Below are 16339 nucleotides of genomic sequence, written 5' to 3' on the forward strand. Positions count from 1 at the left end.
GACGGCGGCGGCCGTTGTGAATGACAAAGATGGGCTCGGTTTCCGGAAGCGCTGGGTGACGAGGCGGATTAACGGGGCGTGCCCGTGAAAGGCCCCCAGAGCGTCCAATCGTATTCCTCGTCGTTGGCGGGGCCGGTGGTGGTGCGGATGATGAGGCGATCGCCGGGGACGGGAGCGGGCAGGGGCACCTCGATGGCCAAGGGGCCGCGGTGGCTGGGGTTGGTGGCCGGATTCCAGTCCGAGCGGTGGAGCTCGGTCACGCTGCCGTCGGGGGCGAGGCGTTCCACGATGAGTTCGATGCCGTCGGTGACGTGGGGCTCCACTCGGTCGCGCCACGCTCCTTCTTTGAAGGCAAACTGCACCGTGACGGCGCCAAGCGCGGGCGGAAAGTCGTAGGTGAGGCGCGACGGCGCGTGGGCGTCCCACCAGCCCTCCGGTGTGCGGGTGTCGATGATCTCGCCCTCGCCAAAGGTGCCGCTGCGCGGGGTGAGCCGGAGTTGTTGGTCCGGCGTGGTGATGTCGGGGCCGGGGCCGAGCAGCCGGCCGTTGGCGAGAAAGGTCCAGTCACCGGAGCGTTCGTCGAACTCGCCCTCGTCGATCACCAGGTGCAACTCGCCGTCGTTGCGGCGGATGAGCGGAAACTCCACCTGTTGCTCGCCGCGATCATGCGGGTGCACGAACGGGTTCATGTAGCGGCGGAAAAGCACTTCGGTTTCACCGTTGGCGTGATGGTGCTCGAGGCGAAATTCGGCGCCCGTGGTTGGGTGTTCCGGCGGACGCTGCCAGGTGTCGTCGATGAACCCGTAGCGCATCACGATGCCCGTGAAGCCAGGTCGCAGCGGATAGACCGCCCGCGCCGGCGCGTGCATAAACCAGCGGTCGTGATCATCGGAGATCGGCACGCCGCCAACGCCGATTTCGGTGCGCAAGGGACGAATCGTTTGCTCGCCGAGAAGCAGCACCGGGCCCACCGCGTCGGCGACGAGGTCACCGATCCATGTCGGGCCAGCGTCGGAAGCAGAGCCGATGCTCACGCTGCGGGGCAGATTCGCCGGGGCGAAGGTGAGCGACACCAGGTTATCGGCGTAGGTCTTGAGGTCGAAATCGGTCGGGGCCGTGCCCTCTTCCGCGGGAAGCGTCGGGACCACCGAGATGACCGGCGGTTCAGCCGACTGCCAGCGGAACTCAATTCGTTGCGCGGTGGGATTCAGCACCAAGACCACCGCACCGCCGCCGGGGTTGCTCCAGCCCCACGTCTCCCCACGTGGTTCAAGCGTCCATGATCCATAGGTGAACGGCGCGCGTTCCCAGCCGCGTGGCGTGCGAATCTGCGGCTCTTGCAGAAAGGCGGTGCGATCGAGATCAAGACGTTCGGCCACGGCCACCTCCGGACTGCGACGGGTGCCCTCGGCGTCGTTGATCGCAAGGCTGACCGTATCGCGTCCGCGGGACTCAAGGTCGGAGTAGGGAAGCAGAAACGCCACGCCGACCTCTCCGGACGCGGGGAGCTGAATCGATCGCAGCACCTCGTCTCCGGAAATCAGGACGACGGTGGCCGGCGTGCGGATCGGCGAAGCGGATTCCACCCGGATCAGCGCATGAACGAGGTCGTTGTCCTCAAGACGAACGTGGGGGGATGCAATCGTGTCGATACCCGAACGGTCGATTGAAGCGTCCATCACAGGCTGCAAACGGAGGAAGGCTTTGAAGCCATTGGCGCCGAGAGAGGGCACCGAAACCTCCGCGTAGCGCGAGGGTAACCAGTTTCGCATCCACGGTTGGGCCAGCAGCGGATATTTGGCGTAGTGCCGCGCGTTGGAGCTGACGATCACCTTGGGATCGTGCTGAGCGAAATCCGCCGCGAGCTGCTCCCAGGCGTGCGGCGCGACAGCGTAGCTCGTGTCGTTCTTCGGATCGACGTTGGTCCACGGGATCAGCCCGGTGAGAAAATTGGCGTAGCTGAAGCGGGTCGCCGGCAAACGTTGGGCCCAGCCGTAAACCTCCGGATAGTAGCCCCAGACGAACCAGCGGTCGTGGGAATCTGAATACGAACCCGCGAATTCCCGCAGAGGGCCGGCGGCGGGATCGGGGCGGTCTTGAATGTTGCGACGCACTTCGACCGCCGGCCAAACCACGGCGAACCCGCACGCGCCGATCAAAACTCGCCGCGGCCAAGTGGCCGTGCCGATCCGGGCGAGCAACCAGCCGGCGGCCAGGCTCGCGCCCGGCAGGATGTGCAAGGCGTAGTGGGCAAAGGTTCGACCGCTGAGCAGGCAGGACAACCAGCCGACGGCCCCCCAGCCGAGGGTGAGCCAAACCAATACCGGCAGGTCGACCTCGCGGCGGCAAACGGCGCCGATGCGGCGGAAGGCCGTGAAGAGCAGTCCACCAAGCCCCGCCAAGGTCACTAGGAGAATGAACGGCGCGTGCTCCCGCATCAGGTCGAGTGGTAGGGTCCAGACGCTCAGACGTTCAGGTAACGGGACCTCGGGGACGTAGATGGTCGTGTTGTAGGTCCAGGCATACCAACGGAATTCCGCCGCGGCGCCCTGGCTGGCGAAGTAGGCGAAGGCGAGGAGCGTGGGCAATAGGATGCCGAGGGCGCTGCCCGCGAGGAAGCGCAGCCATGCTTTGCGGTCCGGAGTGGTGACGGCGAGAAGCACCGTCAGGACGAGCACCACGCCGTAATCAAGCAGACCGGGCTGTTTGTTTAACGCGGCGAGACCGAAGCAAAGCCCGGTGACGATCCCGGCGCCGACGCCGGGATTTCGCCAATGGCGAGCGAAGACCAGGAAGCCGAGCAGGGAGAAGGCCTCCATGAACCATTCGGTGTGCAGCGCCATCGCTTCCGGCGCACCTTGGATCACAAAAGCCAGCACGGTGAATACGACAGCGGCGCACAGGCCGGTGGTGGCGTCGCCGAGTCGCGCGCCCAGTCGATACAAACCGAAGGCGAAGAGCCCCAGTCCGAGTCCGAGCAATTGGTGCACGGCAGCGAAGTTCCAATCGCCGACAACTGCCAGAACCGCGGCTTTGAGGTAGGGCACCAACGGGCCGCGGTGGTCGACCGCGTCGCGATAGAGCACGTCGCCATCCAGAATCTGTTGGGCGATGGTGAAGGTGACACCCTCGTCGAGGTTCCAAAACACGCGGTCCGTAAATCCGGCGCGCAGACCCCAGCCGGCCAGGACAAGGCCGACCGCGATCACGGCGATGCTCCAGCGTGAGTTGAACTGTGGCGCGGTCATGGCTGCGTTGCGGCACGGGTGGCTGTGAGGTCGGAGATCCACGACCAATCCCAGGCGCCGTTGCCATGGGGGCCCTCGGTGGTCTCGATGCTCAGCAGCCCGCCGACTTGGGCTGGAAGCGTGAAGGTTGAGGTTTGTTGGCCCCGATCCGCCTCGTTGTTCCGGGGGGCCACGTGCCGAGAAAACAGCTCGATCGGTTCGGCGTTTTCGTCGGCACGAAAGTTTACGGTGAAGGTCACTCCGTCGGTTTCACCGCCGCCGGGCTGCCACGCGCCGTCCTCGATGCCGTAGGAAAAGGTCACGTCGCGCAAAAGCAGGTGCGACGGCAGGTCCCATTCGATCTGGCCGGGAGCGTGGAGCAGCCAACCATTGACCGCGTTGCGCATCCACCGCGTGACGTCGTCGTCGAGCAGATCGCGGGCGGCCGCGACGGGTTGATCGTCGACGTAGATTCGCGGCATGGGCTGGGTGGGCGAATCGTCGCCGAAGAACAGAAAGTCCAACTGGCGGTTGCTGCGGCGGCCGGTGAGGAACAGGACCTCCAACTTTCCCGGACCACGCGCGGGCAAGTCCACGACATCGTGTTGGGTGGAGCGAAACCGTCCCTCCTCCAAGACGGCGACGCGTTTGCGCCACAATTCGATGGGCGCGCCGCCGTCGTCGGGCAGCCAGTTCAGCAGCAGGTCGTAGCCATCGCTCAGGTTGTAGAGATGCGGATGCAGGCCGTGGACGAGGTTGAGGCGTCGGACCGAAGGCGCGCAGGGGTAGACCAAACGACCGGGCGCCGCCCAGGTGACGGTGCCCGGAACCTGCTCATGGTTGATGGGCAGGTCGGCGGTGGCCATCGACGCTTCGATCGGAGCGGTGGGCACGCCGTTGAGTTGCAGCAGCGGCAAGGGCCCTCGCTGGCGCTGGGCCTCGGCCAGCGCGGAGCGGTAAGCCAAGGGCGCGGAAGTGGCCAGGGTGCCGTCGGTGCGCTGGCCCACCACGCGCACGGCTTCGCTGTCGCTGAAGACCTGGCTGGTGTTCCACAGATTGACCGCGACCTCGTCGCCCGCGGAATGAGGCAAAGACATGACCACGTTTTCGCCGACCCACACGCTGAAGTGGCGCCAACCCGCGCCGGCGCGAAGTTGGAGGGAATCCGGTTCGTGTCGCCGCAAGGTCACGCCAACGGCGAGTTGCAGGGTGGGGTCGACCGCCAGACTCGACGGGTTATCCAAAGGCACGGGCGTGGCGTCGAGACGACGGTAGAACCGGGTCATGCCCGGCAGCGCGGTGCAGGCAACCTCGGCGTAATGCCGGGTGATCTGATGCCACACCCAGTCGTGGTCAGAAAGTGGATACTTGGCCTGAGCTCGATCCTGTTCCTGATCGGCGATCAAGGCCGGTGGATGGTCGGCAAAGTCGGTGCGGAACTGATCCCAGGCGCCGGGGGAGATCCAGCGGTCCGTCGAAATGAAGGCGTCCATCTCCGACCACGGCACGAGTCCGGTCAGGAAGTTGCTGTAGACAAAACGGGTGGCCGGCAGCCGCTGCGCCATGAGGTGGTATTCCGGGAAGTAGCCCCACACAAAGATGCGTTCGGTCGGCGCACTGAAACGCGCGAGGAGTTCGCCGGTGGGCACGTTCTGACTCTCCCAAGTCTGGGTGAGCTTGAACTGCGTGACCGCACGCGGCGTCGCGGAGACCACGATGGCGACGGTGGTTGCGGCGAGCGAAAGGCGTCCGAGCCAGCGGGGCCAGTCCGAGCGGCGGGCGATTTGGTAGAATTGGGCCACGGTCCAACCGGCGGCGAGGCTCAGGCCCGGGAGCACCTGCACCGAATAGTGGGCGAAGGTGCGGCCACTTAGACCGGTTGAAAGGATGCCGGTGGCGGTCCAACCCAGGATCAGCCACGGCAATACATCCAGTGGGCCTCGCCGAAACAGTCGGCTCACCGCGGTCGCCAAGAGTCCGAGCCCGCCGGCCAAGGCGAGGACATTGATCGTCGGCACGTGCTGCCGCGCCAGGCGGAACGGCTCGGCCATCGCCTGCAGGTAGTCGATGTCGCCGCCAGCCGGGATGTAGACCGCGGTGTTGTAGGTGAAGGCGTAGTAGACGAAATTGGACCAAGCCCCTTGCGCCGCATAGGTGGCGGCGAAGCCCACGACTGGAAGAGCAGCGCCGAGCAGTTGACCGCCGAACAGGCGGGCGAGCGCCCGGCGATCCTCCGGTTGGCGCAGCGCGGCCAGGGTGATGATCACCCAGGTCACGCCGAAATCGAGCAGGGCGGGTTGTTTGCACAGGGCGGAGAGGCCGAAGGCGAATCCCACTGGCAGGCCGACCGCGAAGCCCGGACGGCCGATCGCGCGAGCGAAGCACCAAAAGCCGATGCTGGAAAAGAAGATCACAAACCACGCGGTGTTGGCGGCGGGACCGTCGGGCAGGCCGATCAGCAGATGCATGGCCGGGATGCTGATGAGCGCGGATGCGACGCCGGTGGCTTCGTCGCCGAGCCGGCGGCCGATTCGCCATAGCAGCACCGCGGTCAATCCGAGCATCGCAGCGACGACGCAACGGACGGCCCAGGTGTTCCAATCACCCGCGACGAGAAAGATGATCGCCTTGAGATAGGGCACCAGCGGGGTGCGGTGATCCACGGCGTCGCGATAGAGCACATCGCCTTCGGCAAGCTGCTGAGCGATCGTGAAGGTGACGCCTTCGTCGATGCCCCAGTGCGGCTGGCCGAAGCCCGGCCAGCGCAGACCGACCATGGCGATGACCAGAACAAGGCCCAAACCCAGTCCCAGCGATTGGCGGCGAGACAACATCAGGGGGCGAGTGGGACGGCGGTTGGAATCATGCGGTGGTCAACTCGGGTGGGTTTACCAGCTCGATTCCACGCGGTCGCCTCGGCCAGAGAGACGGCGGGGTTCGGTGCGGCGGTGGTTGCCGTCGTAGTCGAGGACGGCTTCGCGGGCGAGGTCGGCGTGCTTGGGCAGCACGCGGGCGGGGTCGTAGGCGCGCACCACCTTGCTGTAGGCGACCGGCACCGTGGAGGTGCCGTGCAGGAGTTTGTCGAGGCAGGTCTTCATCACCTTGGCGAAACGTATCGGGTCGCCGGGCGGCACGAGGTAGGCCTCGTTCTTGTCGTCGACCATCTCCGGGATGCCGTGCACGTCGGTGCTGACGATCGGGGTTTCGAAGGCCATGGCTTCGAGCAGCACGCGCGGGAAGCTTTCCTCGAAGGAGGTGCAGACGAAGAGGTTGGCGGCGCGGAAGTATTCGTAGACGCGATCGGTCTCGCCGACGATCTCAATGCGGTCCTCCAAGCCGAGGCGTTTGATGTCCTTGATGAGCGAATCCTGGAACTCACCCGGCCGGCCGCCCACGAGCAGGAAGCGGTAGTTGCCGCCGGCGCCGTAGTGCTTGAGGAAGTAGTCGACCGTGCGCAGGAAGACGTGCTGACCCTTGCGTTCGCAGACGGTGCCGATGTTGGCGATGATCTGTTCGTCGGCGCCGTAACCGAGGTGTTCGCGCGCGGCATGGCGCGGGGTGGCGGCCTTGAGTTGCTCGATGCGCGGCAGGTCGATCCAGGACGAGACGAAGCAGAAGTTGTCGTAGTCGTTGAGTTCCTCGTAGTAGGCGCGGGTGGCCTGGCAGAGGAAACACACGCGGGTCGCCTGGCGAAAAGCCTGGCGGGCAACGTGCAGACGGCCCTTGGGCAGGGCCTTGCTGAAGAAACGCTTCAGCGAGGTGCTTTCGTGGATGTAGAACAGCGAAGGCTTGTTGACCGCGGCGGCGAGGTGCACGCCCCACCAGGTGGCGATGGTGTTGCAGATGACGGCGTCGACCGGACCGAGGTCGATCTGTTGCTGCAGGTTGTGGCGCATGACCTCGAGTTGCTCGGCAAACTCGGCGTCGTTGCGCGCGCCGTGCAGGGGATGGCGGTCGAGCAGGATGATGTCCGACCCCATGGCCTCGTAGTGCTTGCGCAGCGGGCCTTCTTCGGCGGACACGATGTCGACCTTGAAGCCGAGCTCGTGGATAAGGAACTTGATGTATTCGAAGAGGAAGAGCGGCGCGCCCTCGAAGTTGAGGTTGTGGGTGACCGCGAGGAGGTGGAGTTGGCCGAGGCGGCCGGTGTGCGCGTAGCGCCGGTCGTCGATGGTGACGTTGCGATTGGCCGGTTTGAGGAAGGGTGACCAGAACGGGTCTTTGATGCCCGGGTAACGTTTGGCGAAGGCGATGTGCTCCTCGGGATGGTAGCCGGTGCCGCGGGAAGCGCTGCCCCAGTGCCAGAGTTCGGCCTGCGGCGTATACACGGTGCGGATACCGTCGGCGTTGAGCCGCAGGCAATAGTCGATGTCGTTGTAGGCGACGCCGAGCGTGTCGACGTCGAAGCCGTGGTATTTTTTGTAGAGCTCGGTGCGTGTCATGAGGCACGCGCCGGTGACGGCGGAGCAGTTGCGCGCGATTTTGTGCAGCTCGAAGGGCGCGTCCTCTTCCGGGCTCAGGCCGGCGAGCGGAACATCGGCCAGGCCGTGCTGCGGGCCGACGATGACACCGGCGTGATTGATGTGGTTGTCGGCGTAAAGCAGTCGGGCACCGACCACGCCGACATCGGGGATGGAGAACCAGCCGGCCATCTCCTCGATCCACCCCGGCTTCAACGCATCGACGTCGTTGTTGAGGTGAAGGATCAGCGGCGTGTCGATGTAGGGCAGCGCGGCGTTGACCAGTCTCGAATAATTGAACGGCTTCTGCGGGTCGACGTCGGGCTGAATGACGCGGCAGTTGATGTCGCGGCGGGCGGCGAGGCATTTGAGGAAGCGCACGGCTTTCTCCTCGCGGGTGAAGTCATCGACGATGATGAGCTTCACGTGCTGCCAGTTGACCGTGAGGAGCAGGGCCTCGATGCAACGTTCCAACAGGTCAATGTGATCGCGCGTGGGGATCACGATCGTGACATTGTGCTGCGCGAGGAAGTCGGCCTTCCAGTAAATTTGGTGAACCGGCAGACCGGCGTTGGTGGCGAAGCCGGGTTGGAAACCCTGGCCGGGCAACTCGCGGCGATTGAGCGCGGTGGAGACCGCGGACTTCATCTGCTCGACGACGGCCGAACCGGCCTCGTAGGTCGGCTGCGGCCAACTGCGGTGGTAGGCGATCGCGGCAACGTGTTTGGTGCGACGCGGATCGACGACAGCCTGCAGGCGCAGGGCGAGGGCCGGGCCGAGCAATTGGTCGTATTCGATCTGGAAACCAAGGCTGGCCTCGAAGGTCGGACGACGCATGGCGACGCATTCACCCGGGTGGGTGCCGGAAAAAATGAGCTCGGGACTCCAGGCGGGTTTAAAAACCGGATCACGGCGTTCGCCGCCGTCGGTCATGTGGTCCTCATCGGCGAACACGACGTCGTAGTCGGAGGCGGCGGCGGGCTCGGCGAGGAGGAGCAGCCCTTCGGGTGCGAGACGGGCGCCGGCCTGGGGGAACATGAGCCAGTCGCCCTTGGCGGCGCCGACCGCGTGGTTCATGGAAATGCAGAAGTTCTCCTCAGGTTGCCCGTGGCAGAAGCGGATGCGCTGCGGATCGGTCGCGACGATCGTCTCGATGTGCGCGGTGAGCGCGGGGTCGGCGTCGGCGCGGATGACGAAGAGCAGTTCCCAATGCGGGTAGATCTGGGCGCGCACGGAGGCGGCGAGTCGGCACAGGCGACCGAAGGTGACCTCACGGGTGTCGACCAAGAGCGAAAAACGGGGCGCGTCGGCGGTGGCCGCGAGGGCGGCGGCGGCCTGCTCAAACTCGGCCCGCAGGCGCGGGCGCAGCTGGTTGTGCTCAAGCCACGCTTGGTAGGGCGAGCGCTGCTGCCAGTCATACCACGGGAGCGGGTCCTGCGACTCTTCCTCGTAGAGCTTCTCCATGCGCTTGGTCTCGCGCCAAAAGCGGAAACCTCCCGTCGCAACCTTCAGCTCGCGGCAGGCATCGGTGATGGCCTGCTTCACGTTGTTGAAGTGCGGCACGTCGTAGGGCGGCAGGCGGCACTCCTTTTCGATACAGGACCATTGGTAAAGGCGCTTGGCGAAAACGAGTTCGCGGGTGCCGTCCTCAAATTCGGCGAAAATCTTCAGCGGCACGGGATCGCCGGCCCATTGGTTGAGGTCGATGATGCCCTGGAAGCGGGACTTTGCGGCCTGCGGGAAGGCGGGGTATTTGGCCCCGACGTCCTCGCGATCGATGCCGTGGGTGAGCTCGTTGAAGTTTACGCCGTCGGTGGTGGCGAGCAGGCGCGCGACCGGACGCTGCTCATGAAAGAGCCAGCCGAGGATGGAGAGCTTGTTGTATTGGGTGTGCGCGAAAAGTTTGGGCTGCTCAAACTGGCCGCGGAAGGGGGGCACCGGCAGGACGTCGACGCACTCGATGGAAAAGTCGCGCACGAGGCGACGGGCCTGTTTGGCGAGCGGGATTTTCGGGTGGAGAAAGGGGTGTTTGAGCAGGCGCAGGTAAAGCAACTCCAGCAGCTCGGGGCGGAGTTTGGGTTTCTTGCGCGAGCATTCACCGGTGCCGGTGACGTTGATGGAAACGCGCCAGAACTCGGCCCACTCGTTGTGCTCGTTGAGGATCTCCAGGCGGATGAGCTTGGCGCCAGCCCACGGCTCGAGGCGGAAGGCAAAACCCGGCGGGCGACCTTTGGTCCAACCCGGGTAGGCGGCTTCGATGTCGTCGCGCGGCATGCCCAGCAGGCCGGTGAACGGCACGTCGTCGATGAAGGCGCGGACGTCGGTGTAGGTGACGCCATTCTTGGAAACAAACCAGCCGTAGATCCAGAAGTGGTCCGGCTTGAGATTCCAGTCCGTCGGTTGTTCGACGTGAAAGAGATAGGATTCGTTTTCGTTCATCCAGAAGGGCAGCCGATCAAAGGAGACCGCGGCCACGCGGCAAAGCTATTCCCCGCGGGGGCAATCGGAGGTTACGGGGGCTGATCATGGGGTGAATTGAGGTTCGGTCCAGCAGGCCCAGTCCATGGTTTGGTCGAAACCCGCGCGAGTGATGAGGACCAGTTCGGCGTCGCCGTCCTCGAAGACGGGCAAACCGGCCTTGAACCAGCGAACGCCCCGGTCCGCCTCCACTTCGGCAGGACGCAACATCATCAGGAACAGGCGACCGGATTCCGGGCCGTGACGCCACCGCAGCTCAAACTCCATGCCCGTGGTGCGCACCGGACTGTTCCAGGCTTCCTCGGGCACACCAAAACCGATGGTGGCGAAATTTGCCCGCGGCGGAATGGGGAAGACCGCCGTGCCGGGCGGTTGCAGCATGAAGGTGTGCTGACCTTCGATGTCGACGACGGGCAACGGGAATTCAACCTTGAGGGCGTCGATTTCGCGGGTGACGGGCACCGTCTCCCCGAAGCGATGCCGGAAAACGGTGAACCGGGCATCATGCTCCAGGTAGGGTCGCCCCCGAAGATTGGGCAGGGCGGCGACGGCGGCGGATTGGTCAAATTCGCGAACCGCGAGGTAGCGGTCGTGCAGCAAGGTGGGATGCAGGCGATTGATCCGTTCGATCTCGAACGGGCGTAGCACCACCCAGTCGGGCGCTAGATAGTCGATCAGCGTCGACCAATCGCCGCCCACGGTGGCGATCGCGTCGGTTACCTCGCGCGAGGAAAGCCCGGGATAGTCGTAGGTCTTGAGACCGGAAAAATAGCCGATGTGGCCAAGCGGCTCCATGAAGACGGTGTCGTCTGGCTGCGCCTCGCCGCGCAACCATTCGCCCAGTCCGCGCCGGGTCACATCGGCGACCACGCGCTGTTCGTGGTAGATCTGCCGGGTGGCTTGGGCGGCCAGCCAGGCCTGCGCGCCGAAGACCACGGCGACGAGTGCGATGAGGATCCGCTTCAGCCGCGGATACGCCTGGGTGGCCGTGTGGAGGCGAGCGCCGGCTCCGGCGAGCGCGAAGCAGGCGAAGACCAGCGGCCCGGGCTGATACCAGGGGAAAAAATACGACGGCGCCGTGCTCAGGTAGACGTGCAGGCCGAAAAAGGTGAAGGATGCGGCGCGCACCCAAGCCCCGAGTCGGACCGGCAACATCCACAACAGCGCGGCGACGAGCGCGACCAAGCGGCCGCCCAGCACCAGGCTCTCCGGCCAGCCCCCGAGTTGCACGTAGGACGGCAGCAGGGCACCGTCGAGCGAGGTGTCGCCGGTCCAGATGCGGCCGGGCAACGCGCGGAGGGTTTCGATTGCCGCCGACCAGGACTCAAAGCGACCGTCGGAGACGCCGCCTTTGGCGGTGATCGTGTGTGGCACCGCGCTGCCGTAATACAAGTGGGCGAAGATCAACCAAGGGAGGTAAAGGACCGTGCACAGCAGGCCGGCCCGCAGGCTGTCCCGCCACCAAGCCCGCCGATCCTCGCTGAAGAGCAGCAAGGCCACGCCGAACAGGCCAACGGTCAAAAAGGAGTCGGGACGCGTCCACATCAGTCCGGCCCAGGCCAGTCCGAGCCGCCACCAGCGTCGCGAGTCGGTGGATACGGCGGCGTGGAGCATGAGGGCTAGAAACCCGATCAACAGCCCGGTCTCCATGCCGTTGATGGTGAAATCGACGCTCTTCACATCGAGCAGCAGAGCGAGCGCGAGCGCGGCCGCGGCGAAGGCGGGCCATTGCAGTCGGCGGGCGGTCAGCACGAGGAGGACGACTCCGGCGGCGAAGGCGGCGCTGCTCATGGCCCGAAACAGCCAGAGCGCGGCCGCGTCGGAGGCGTTGCCGGTCACGAGGCTGCAGAGGGCCGGAAGCAGCACGCCCAGCGGTGAGGTGAAGGTGTGGAGGCGCTCGCCGGGCGTGTAGACGAGCCCTTGCCCGGTGGCGAGGTTGCGGCTCGATTTGAAGGTGATCCAGTAGTCCTCCCAGACGTGCTGCGTGAGGCAGGCAAACCCGAGGCACACCGCCACCGCCGCCCAAAACAGGAGGCGCGTGGATCGATCGGGAAACAGGCGGACGGGCATCGGGCGAGGAACGGCGCGGCGCTGGCGGGGCCTTCAGCCGAAGTAGGTTTCCCGGGCGAGTTCGACGTGGTGGGGGAGCGAGATGCGGGAGTCGTAGAAGCGCGAGATGCGCGCGAAGGCCATGGAAACCATTTTGGTGTCGCCGGCGAAGTGGCGGTCGAGGGCCTTCTTCAAGGTGGCGGCCAGCACGTGGTAGTCGCCGGCTTTGATGAGGTAGGCCTCGTCGTTGCCGGTGAGCATCTCGGGAATGCCGTTCACATCGGTGGAGACGATGGGCATCTTGAACGACGCCGCCTCGAGGAGCACGCGCGGGAAGCTCTCCTCAAAGGACGTGCAGCAGAACATGTCGGCGACGCGATACCATTCGTAGACGTCCTGCGTCTCGTAGATGAGCCGGGTGTTCTGCAGGCCCATCAATTCGATGTCGTTCTCGATGGTTTCGAGGTAGAGGCCCTCGCGGGCACCGACCATGACGTAGAGCAGGGGGCCGTGTTTTTCGATTTCGGCGCCGTGCTGTTTGTGCAGGTGATCGATCGCGCGAATGAAAATGTGCTGACCCTTGCGCTGGCAGACCGAACCGACGTTCACGACGACGGTGGCGTTGGCCGGGATATTGAGTTTTCGGCGCAAGGCGGCGCGGTCGGTCCGAGCGATGTAGTTCTCGATGCGCTCGATATCGATCCAACTGTTGATGAGGCGGAAATTGTCGTAGCGGTTGAGCTCGGCGTAGATGCGGCGGGTGGCCTCGGCGATGAAAACGACGCGGGTGGCCTCGCTCATGGCCTTGTCGATGAGCGGAATGACCTCGTCGGTCGCGAGACGATGTTCCGAGAAGAAGCGGCGCGGCAGGTTGCTCTCGTGGATGTAGAGCGAGTTGGGTAGGCCGAGTTTCTGCGCGAGCGGCACGACCCAGTAGGACAACATCGTGTTGCCCACGATGAGGTCGACGTCCTTCCAGATGTTCAACTTGGCGAGTCGGTCGATGCCCTGGGCGAAGTCGGCGGCGGTCGCGGCTTTGGTCGCGCCCTCGATGTCGATGATCTCGGGCGGCAGGCCGATGGCGGTGAAGTTTTCGCGCAGCGGTCCCTCCATGGGCGCGATCACCTTCACGTCCCAACCGGCGACGTGCTTGAGGTGGCGGGCGTATTCAACGATGAAGAGCGGCGCGCCCTCCAGGTTGAGGTTGTGCGACACGACGGCGACGCGGAGCTTGAGCGGGCGCGACGCGTGGCGGTGGTCGTAGGCGTTGATGCGAAAGGACGGGTTGGCGTATTCGACCGACTCGCTGAAGTGCGGGTCACGAAAACCTGGATACTTCTGCACGAAGGCGAGGTGTTCGGTTTCGGTGTAGCTGATGCCGCGGGTGGCCGACCCGAGGTGCACGAGCGTGGCCTGCGGCGTGTAAACGGTGCGCTGGCCGGCCTGCAGGGCACGCATGCAATAGTCGACGTCGTTGTAGGCGACGCGGAAGTCCTTTTCGTCAAAGCCGCCGAGTTGCTCGTAAAGGGCCTTGCTGGTGAGCAGGCAGGCGCCGGTGACAGCGGTGGTGTCGCGGGCGGCGTGGGGGAGAAAGAGGTAACCGAAGTCGTCCTTGGGCAGACCGACAAAGATGCCGTGGGCGAGTCCGCCGTTGGGGCCGACCCAGATCCCGGCGTGGTTGAGGGTCTCGTCGTGGTGGATGAGGCGCGCGCCGACGACGCCGACGCCCTCGACCGACATCCAGCCAACCATGTCTTCGAGCCAACCCGGTTCGAGCGCCTCGATGTCGTTGTTGAGATGGAGGACAAGGGGGGTGTCGGCGGCGGCGGTGCCGAGGTTGACGAGGCGGGAGTAGTTGAATTCGCCATCGGAGCCGCGGATGGGGCGGAGCACGCTCCAAGGGCGGTCTTCGCGGGTCTCGACTTTGGCGAGCAAGGTCTGGGCGTCGGCTTCGTCGGAGCCGTCGTCGACGAGGATGAGTTTGGTGTGCGCCCAGTTGACGGTGCGGTCGAGGGAGTCGAGGCAGGCGGCGAGGATCTTGGCCTGGTTGCGAGTCGGGATGACGATGGTGACCGGGTTCTGCGCAATGAGCTCGGGGCTCCACTTGAGTTGGTGGAGGCAGAGGGCGTTTTCCTCGAGGTGGCGCGGGATAAAGACCTCGGCGTGCAGGCCGCGGCGTTCGACGGCGTCGGCGATGGCGCGGCGGGCGGCGTCGAAGAGGTAACCTTTTTGGTCACCGCGTTGGGCGGTGGATTCCTCGTGGGCGCGCCAGTGGTAACAAACGAAGGGAACGTGGATGATGTTGGCGTGGTCGATGTGTTCGACGCAGCGCAGGATGAGGTCGATGTCCTGAGCACCCTCGTAGCCCACGCGCAGGCCACCGACCTTTTCCACAATGTGGCGGCGAATGGTGCGCAGGTGATGGGTGTAGTTGTGGGTGATCGCCATCTCGGGATTCCACTCGCCCTTGAACTGCGGGTCGTAGTGGCGGCCGGAGGCATCGATCTTGTCCTCGTCGGTGTAGAGGAAATCGGCGGCCGGGTGGGCGAGGATGGCTTCGGCGACATGCAGGAGCGCATCGGCGGGCAGCAGGTCGTCGTGGTCGAGGAAGGAGACGTAGTCGCCGGTGGCGAGCTCCAGCGCGCTGTTGGTGGCGGCGGAGATGTGGCCGTTTTGGGCGCGGACGGTGTATTTGATACGCGGGTCGCTGGCGGCGGCAGCGGCGAGTTTTTTAACGACGTGGGGCTGCGGCGATTTGTCGTCGGCGAGGCAGAGTTCCCAATTGGTGTAGACCTGTGCCTTCACGCAGGCGATGAGCTCATCGAGGAACTTGGCCGGCGTGTTGTAGGTGGGGACGACGATGGAGATTTTGGGCCCGCGTTCGGAAATGGGCTTGGCGGTCTCGCCGAGGAACTTGAGCAGGCGCGGGGTGAGGCGGTTGTGATGAAACCACAGGTCGTAGGGTTCCTTGCGCTCCCACGGCGTGGGGGGCGGCGGGGTGTTGGCCTTCTTGCCGCCGCGGACCATCTTGTCGGCCAGTTTGGCGCGGGTGCGGCGCACGGAGCCCCAGAGGTCGGCCCAGCTCTCGAGTTCGTAGCCGCCGCGAAAGACCTCGCGCACAAAGGCGGTCATCACGCGGACGAACTGGAAGTGACTGTAGTAGGGGATGGGGCCCGAATTCTCGTCGAGTTTGTTGACGAAGAGGCGCTTGGAGCGGAGCAGCTGGCGGGGCTGGTCGGGGTAGTCGACCCAGATCTTCAGGCAGGCCGGACTGAAGGCGTCGGGGCGAATGTCGACCAGGCCGTAGTAGGCGGACTTGAGGGCCTGCGGGAAGGTTGGGTTGTGGTGGAGCACATCCTCGCGCTCCTTGCCCCAGACGAGCCGGTTCTCATCGACGTTACCGATGGTGGCGTGGAGCTTGGAGATGGTCTGATCCTTGGAGAAAGCCCAGCCGGAGACCCGGAATTTCTCGTAGTGGGCGTTGACCCAAAAATCGGGCAGATCGAGGTAACCGATGAGATCGTTCTCCGGGAGCATCTCGGTCTGGTTGATCGAGATCTCGGCGAGCACGCGGCGGGCTTCGGTGCGGAGGGTGGCGCCGGATTCGGAGTGGAAATGCCGGTAGAGGTAGTAGAGGGATTCGTCGAGGACCTCGGAACGGACGTAGGGCTTGGGTTGGGCGGCCGGCACCTTGTCGCCGGTGATGGTCACATCGCGCCGGCAGAACTCCACCCAACTGCCGTCGCGGAGCATGCCCTCGAGGGTGAGCACTTTGGCGCCAAGCCAAGGGCGCACGTTGCAGCGGAACCCGGATTTCAGGCCCGGCCCGCCGGCGTCAAAGGTATCGCGAATATCGGGACGATGCAGGCCGATGATGCCGTAAAAAAACACCCCGTCGAGGCAGGCGCGCAGGTCGACGATTTCCTCACCGCTCTTGGCCAATACCCATCCGCGGATATCGACGATCTCTTGGGACAGATTCCAATCAATCGGCTCATCGATGAAGTATCGGCAGAAGTCGTTCTCGAACATGAAACCGTCGAATGAAGCGCCCGTAGGGAAGGCAGACAAGCGCGGTTTTGCGTCCGGGCCGGTCGATGGAATTCTTTTGCCAGTGAATGGCGG

At 64.9% G+C, this 16339-nt stretch carries 5 protein-coding genes; all 5 read right to left on the reverse strand.

What is annotated here, in order from left to right:
- Positions 1–68: 68 nt before the first annotated feature.
- Genes AC0MRV_RS18185 through AC0MRV_RS18205 form a run of 5 tightly spaced genes read right to left on the reverse strand, consistent with a single transcriptional unit; the run spans position 69 to position 16246 of the window.
- Complete coding sequence (locus tag AC0MRV_RS18185) at positions 69–3248, reverse strand: ArnT family glycosyltransferase (protein WP_472765934.1); 3180 nt, start codon at positions 3246–3248, stop codon at positions 69–71.
- Positions 3245–6061, reverse strand: coding sequence for an ArnT family glycosyltransferase (locus AC0MRV_RS18190; RefSeq protein WP_472765935.1), 2817 nt, complete (start codon positions 6059–6061; stop codon positions 3245–3247). The genes AC0MRV_RS18185 and AC0MRV_RS18190 overlap by 4 nt, the downstream gene beginning before the upstream one ends.
- Before the next feature lie 54 nt (positions 6062–6115).
- Positions 6116–10162 (reverse strand): glycosyltransferase, encoded by a 4047-nt coding sequence (locus AC0MRV_RS18195; RefSeq protein ID WP_472765936.1) that lies wholly within the window; start codon positions 10160–10162, stop codon positions 6116–6118.
- A 48-nt stretch (positions 10163–10210) separates the two neighbouring features.
- Complete coding sequence (locus tag AC0MRV_RS18200) at positions 10211–12235, reverse strand: hypothetical protein (protein WP_472765937.1); 2025 nt, start codon at positions 12233–12235, stop codon at positions 10211–10213.
- A 33-nt stretch (positions 12236–12268) separates the two neighbouring features.
- Positions 12269–16246, reverse strand: coding sequence for a glycosyltransferase (locus AC0MRV_RS18205; RefSeq protein WP_472765938.1), 3978 nt, complete (start codon positions 16244–16246; stop codon positions 12269–12271).
- Between the last annotated feature and the right edge of the window lie 93 nt (positions 16247–16339).

This window comes from Actomonas spartinae (assembly GCF_051209155.1).
GTDB lineage: Bacteria > Verrucomicrobiota > Verrucomicrobiia > Opitutales > Opitutaceae > Actomonas.

What these genes read in the sequence shown, in the direction of transcription:
- AC0MRV_RS18185 (WP_472765934.1), bottom strand. Translation starts at nt 3,248, where the DNA reads ATGACCGCGCCACAGTTCAACTCACGCTGGAGCATCGCCGTGATCGCG.
- AC0MRV_RS18190 (WP_472765935.1), bottom strand. Translation starts at nt 6,061, where the DNA reads ATGTTGTCTCGCCGCCAATCGCTGGGACTGGGTTTGGGCCTTGTTCTG.
- AC0MRV_RS18200 (WP_472765937.1), bottom strand. Translation starts at nt 12,235, where the DNA reads ATGCCCGTCCGCCTGTTTCCCGATCGATCCACGCGCCTCCTGTTTTGG.
- AC0MRV_RS18205 (WP_472765938.1), bottom strand. Translation starts at nt 16,246, where the DNA reads ATGTTCGAGAACGACTTCTGCCGATACTTCATCGATGAGCCGATTGAT.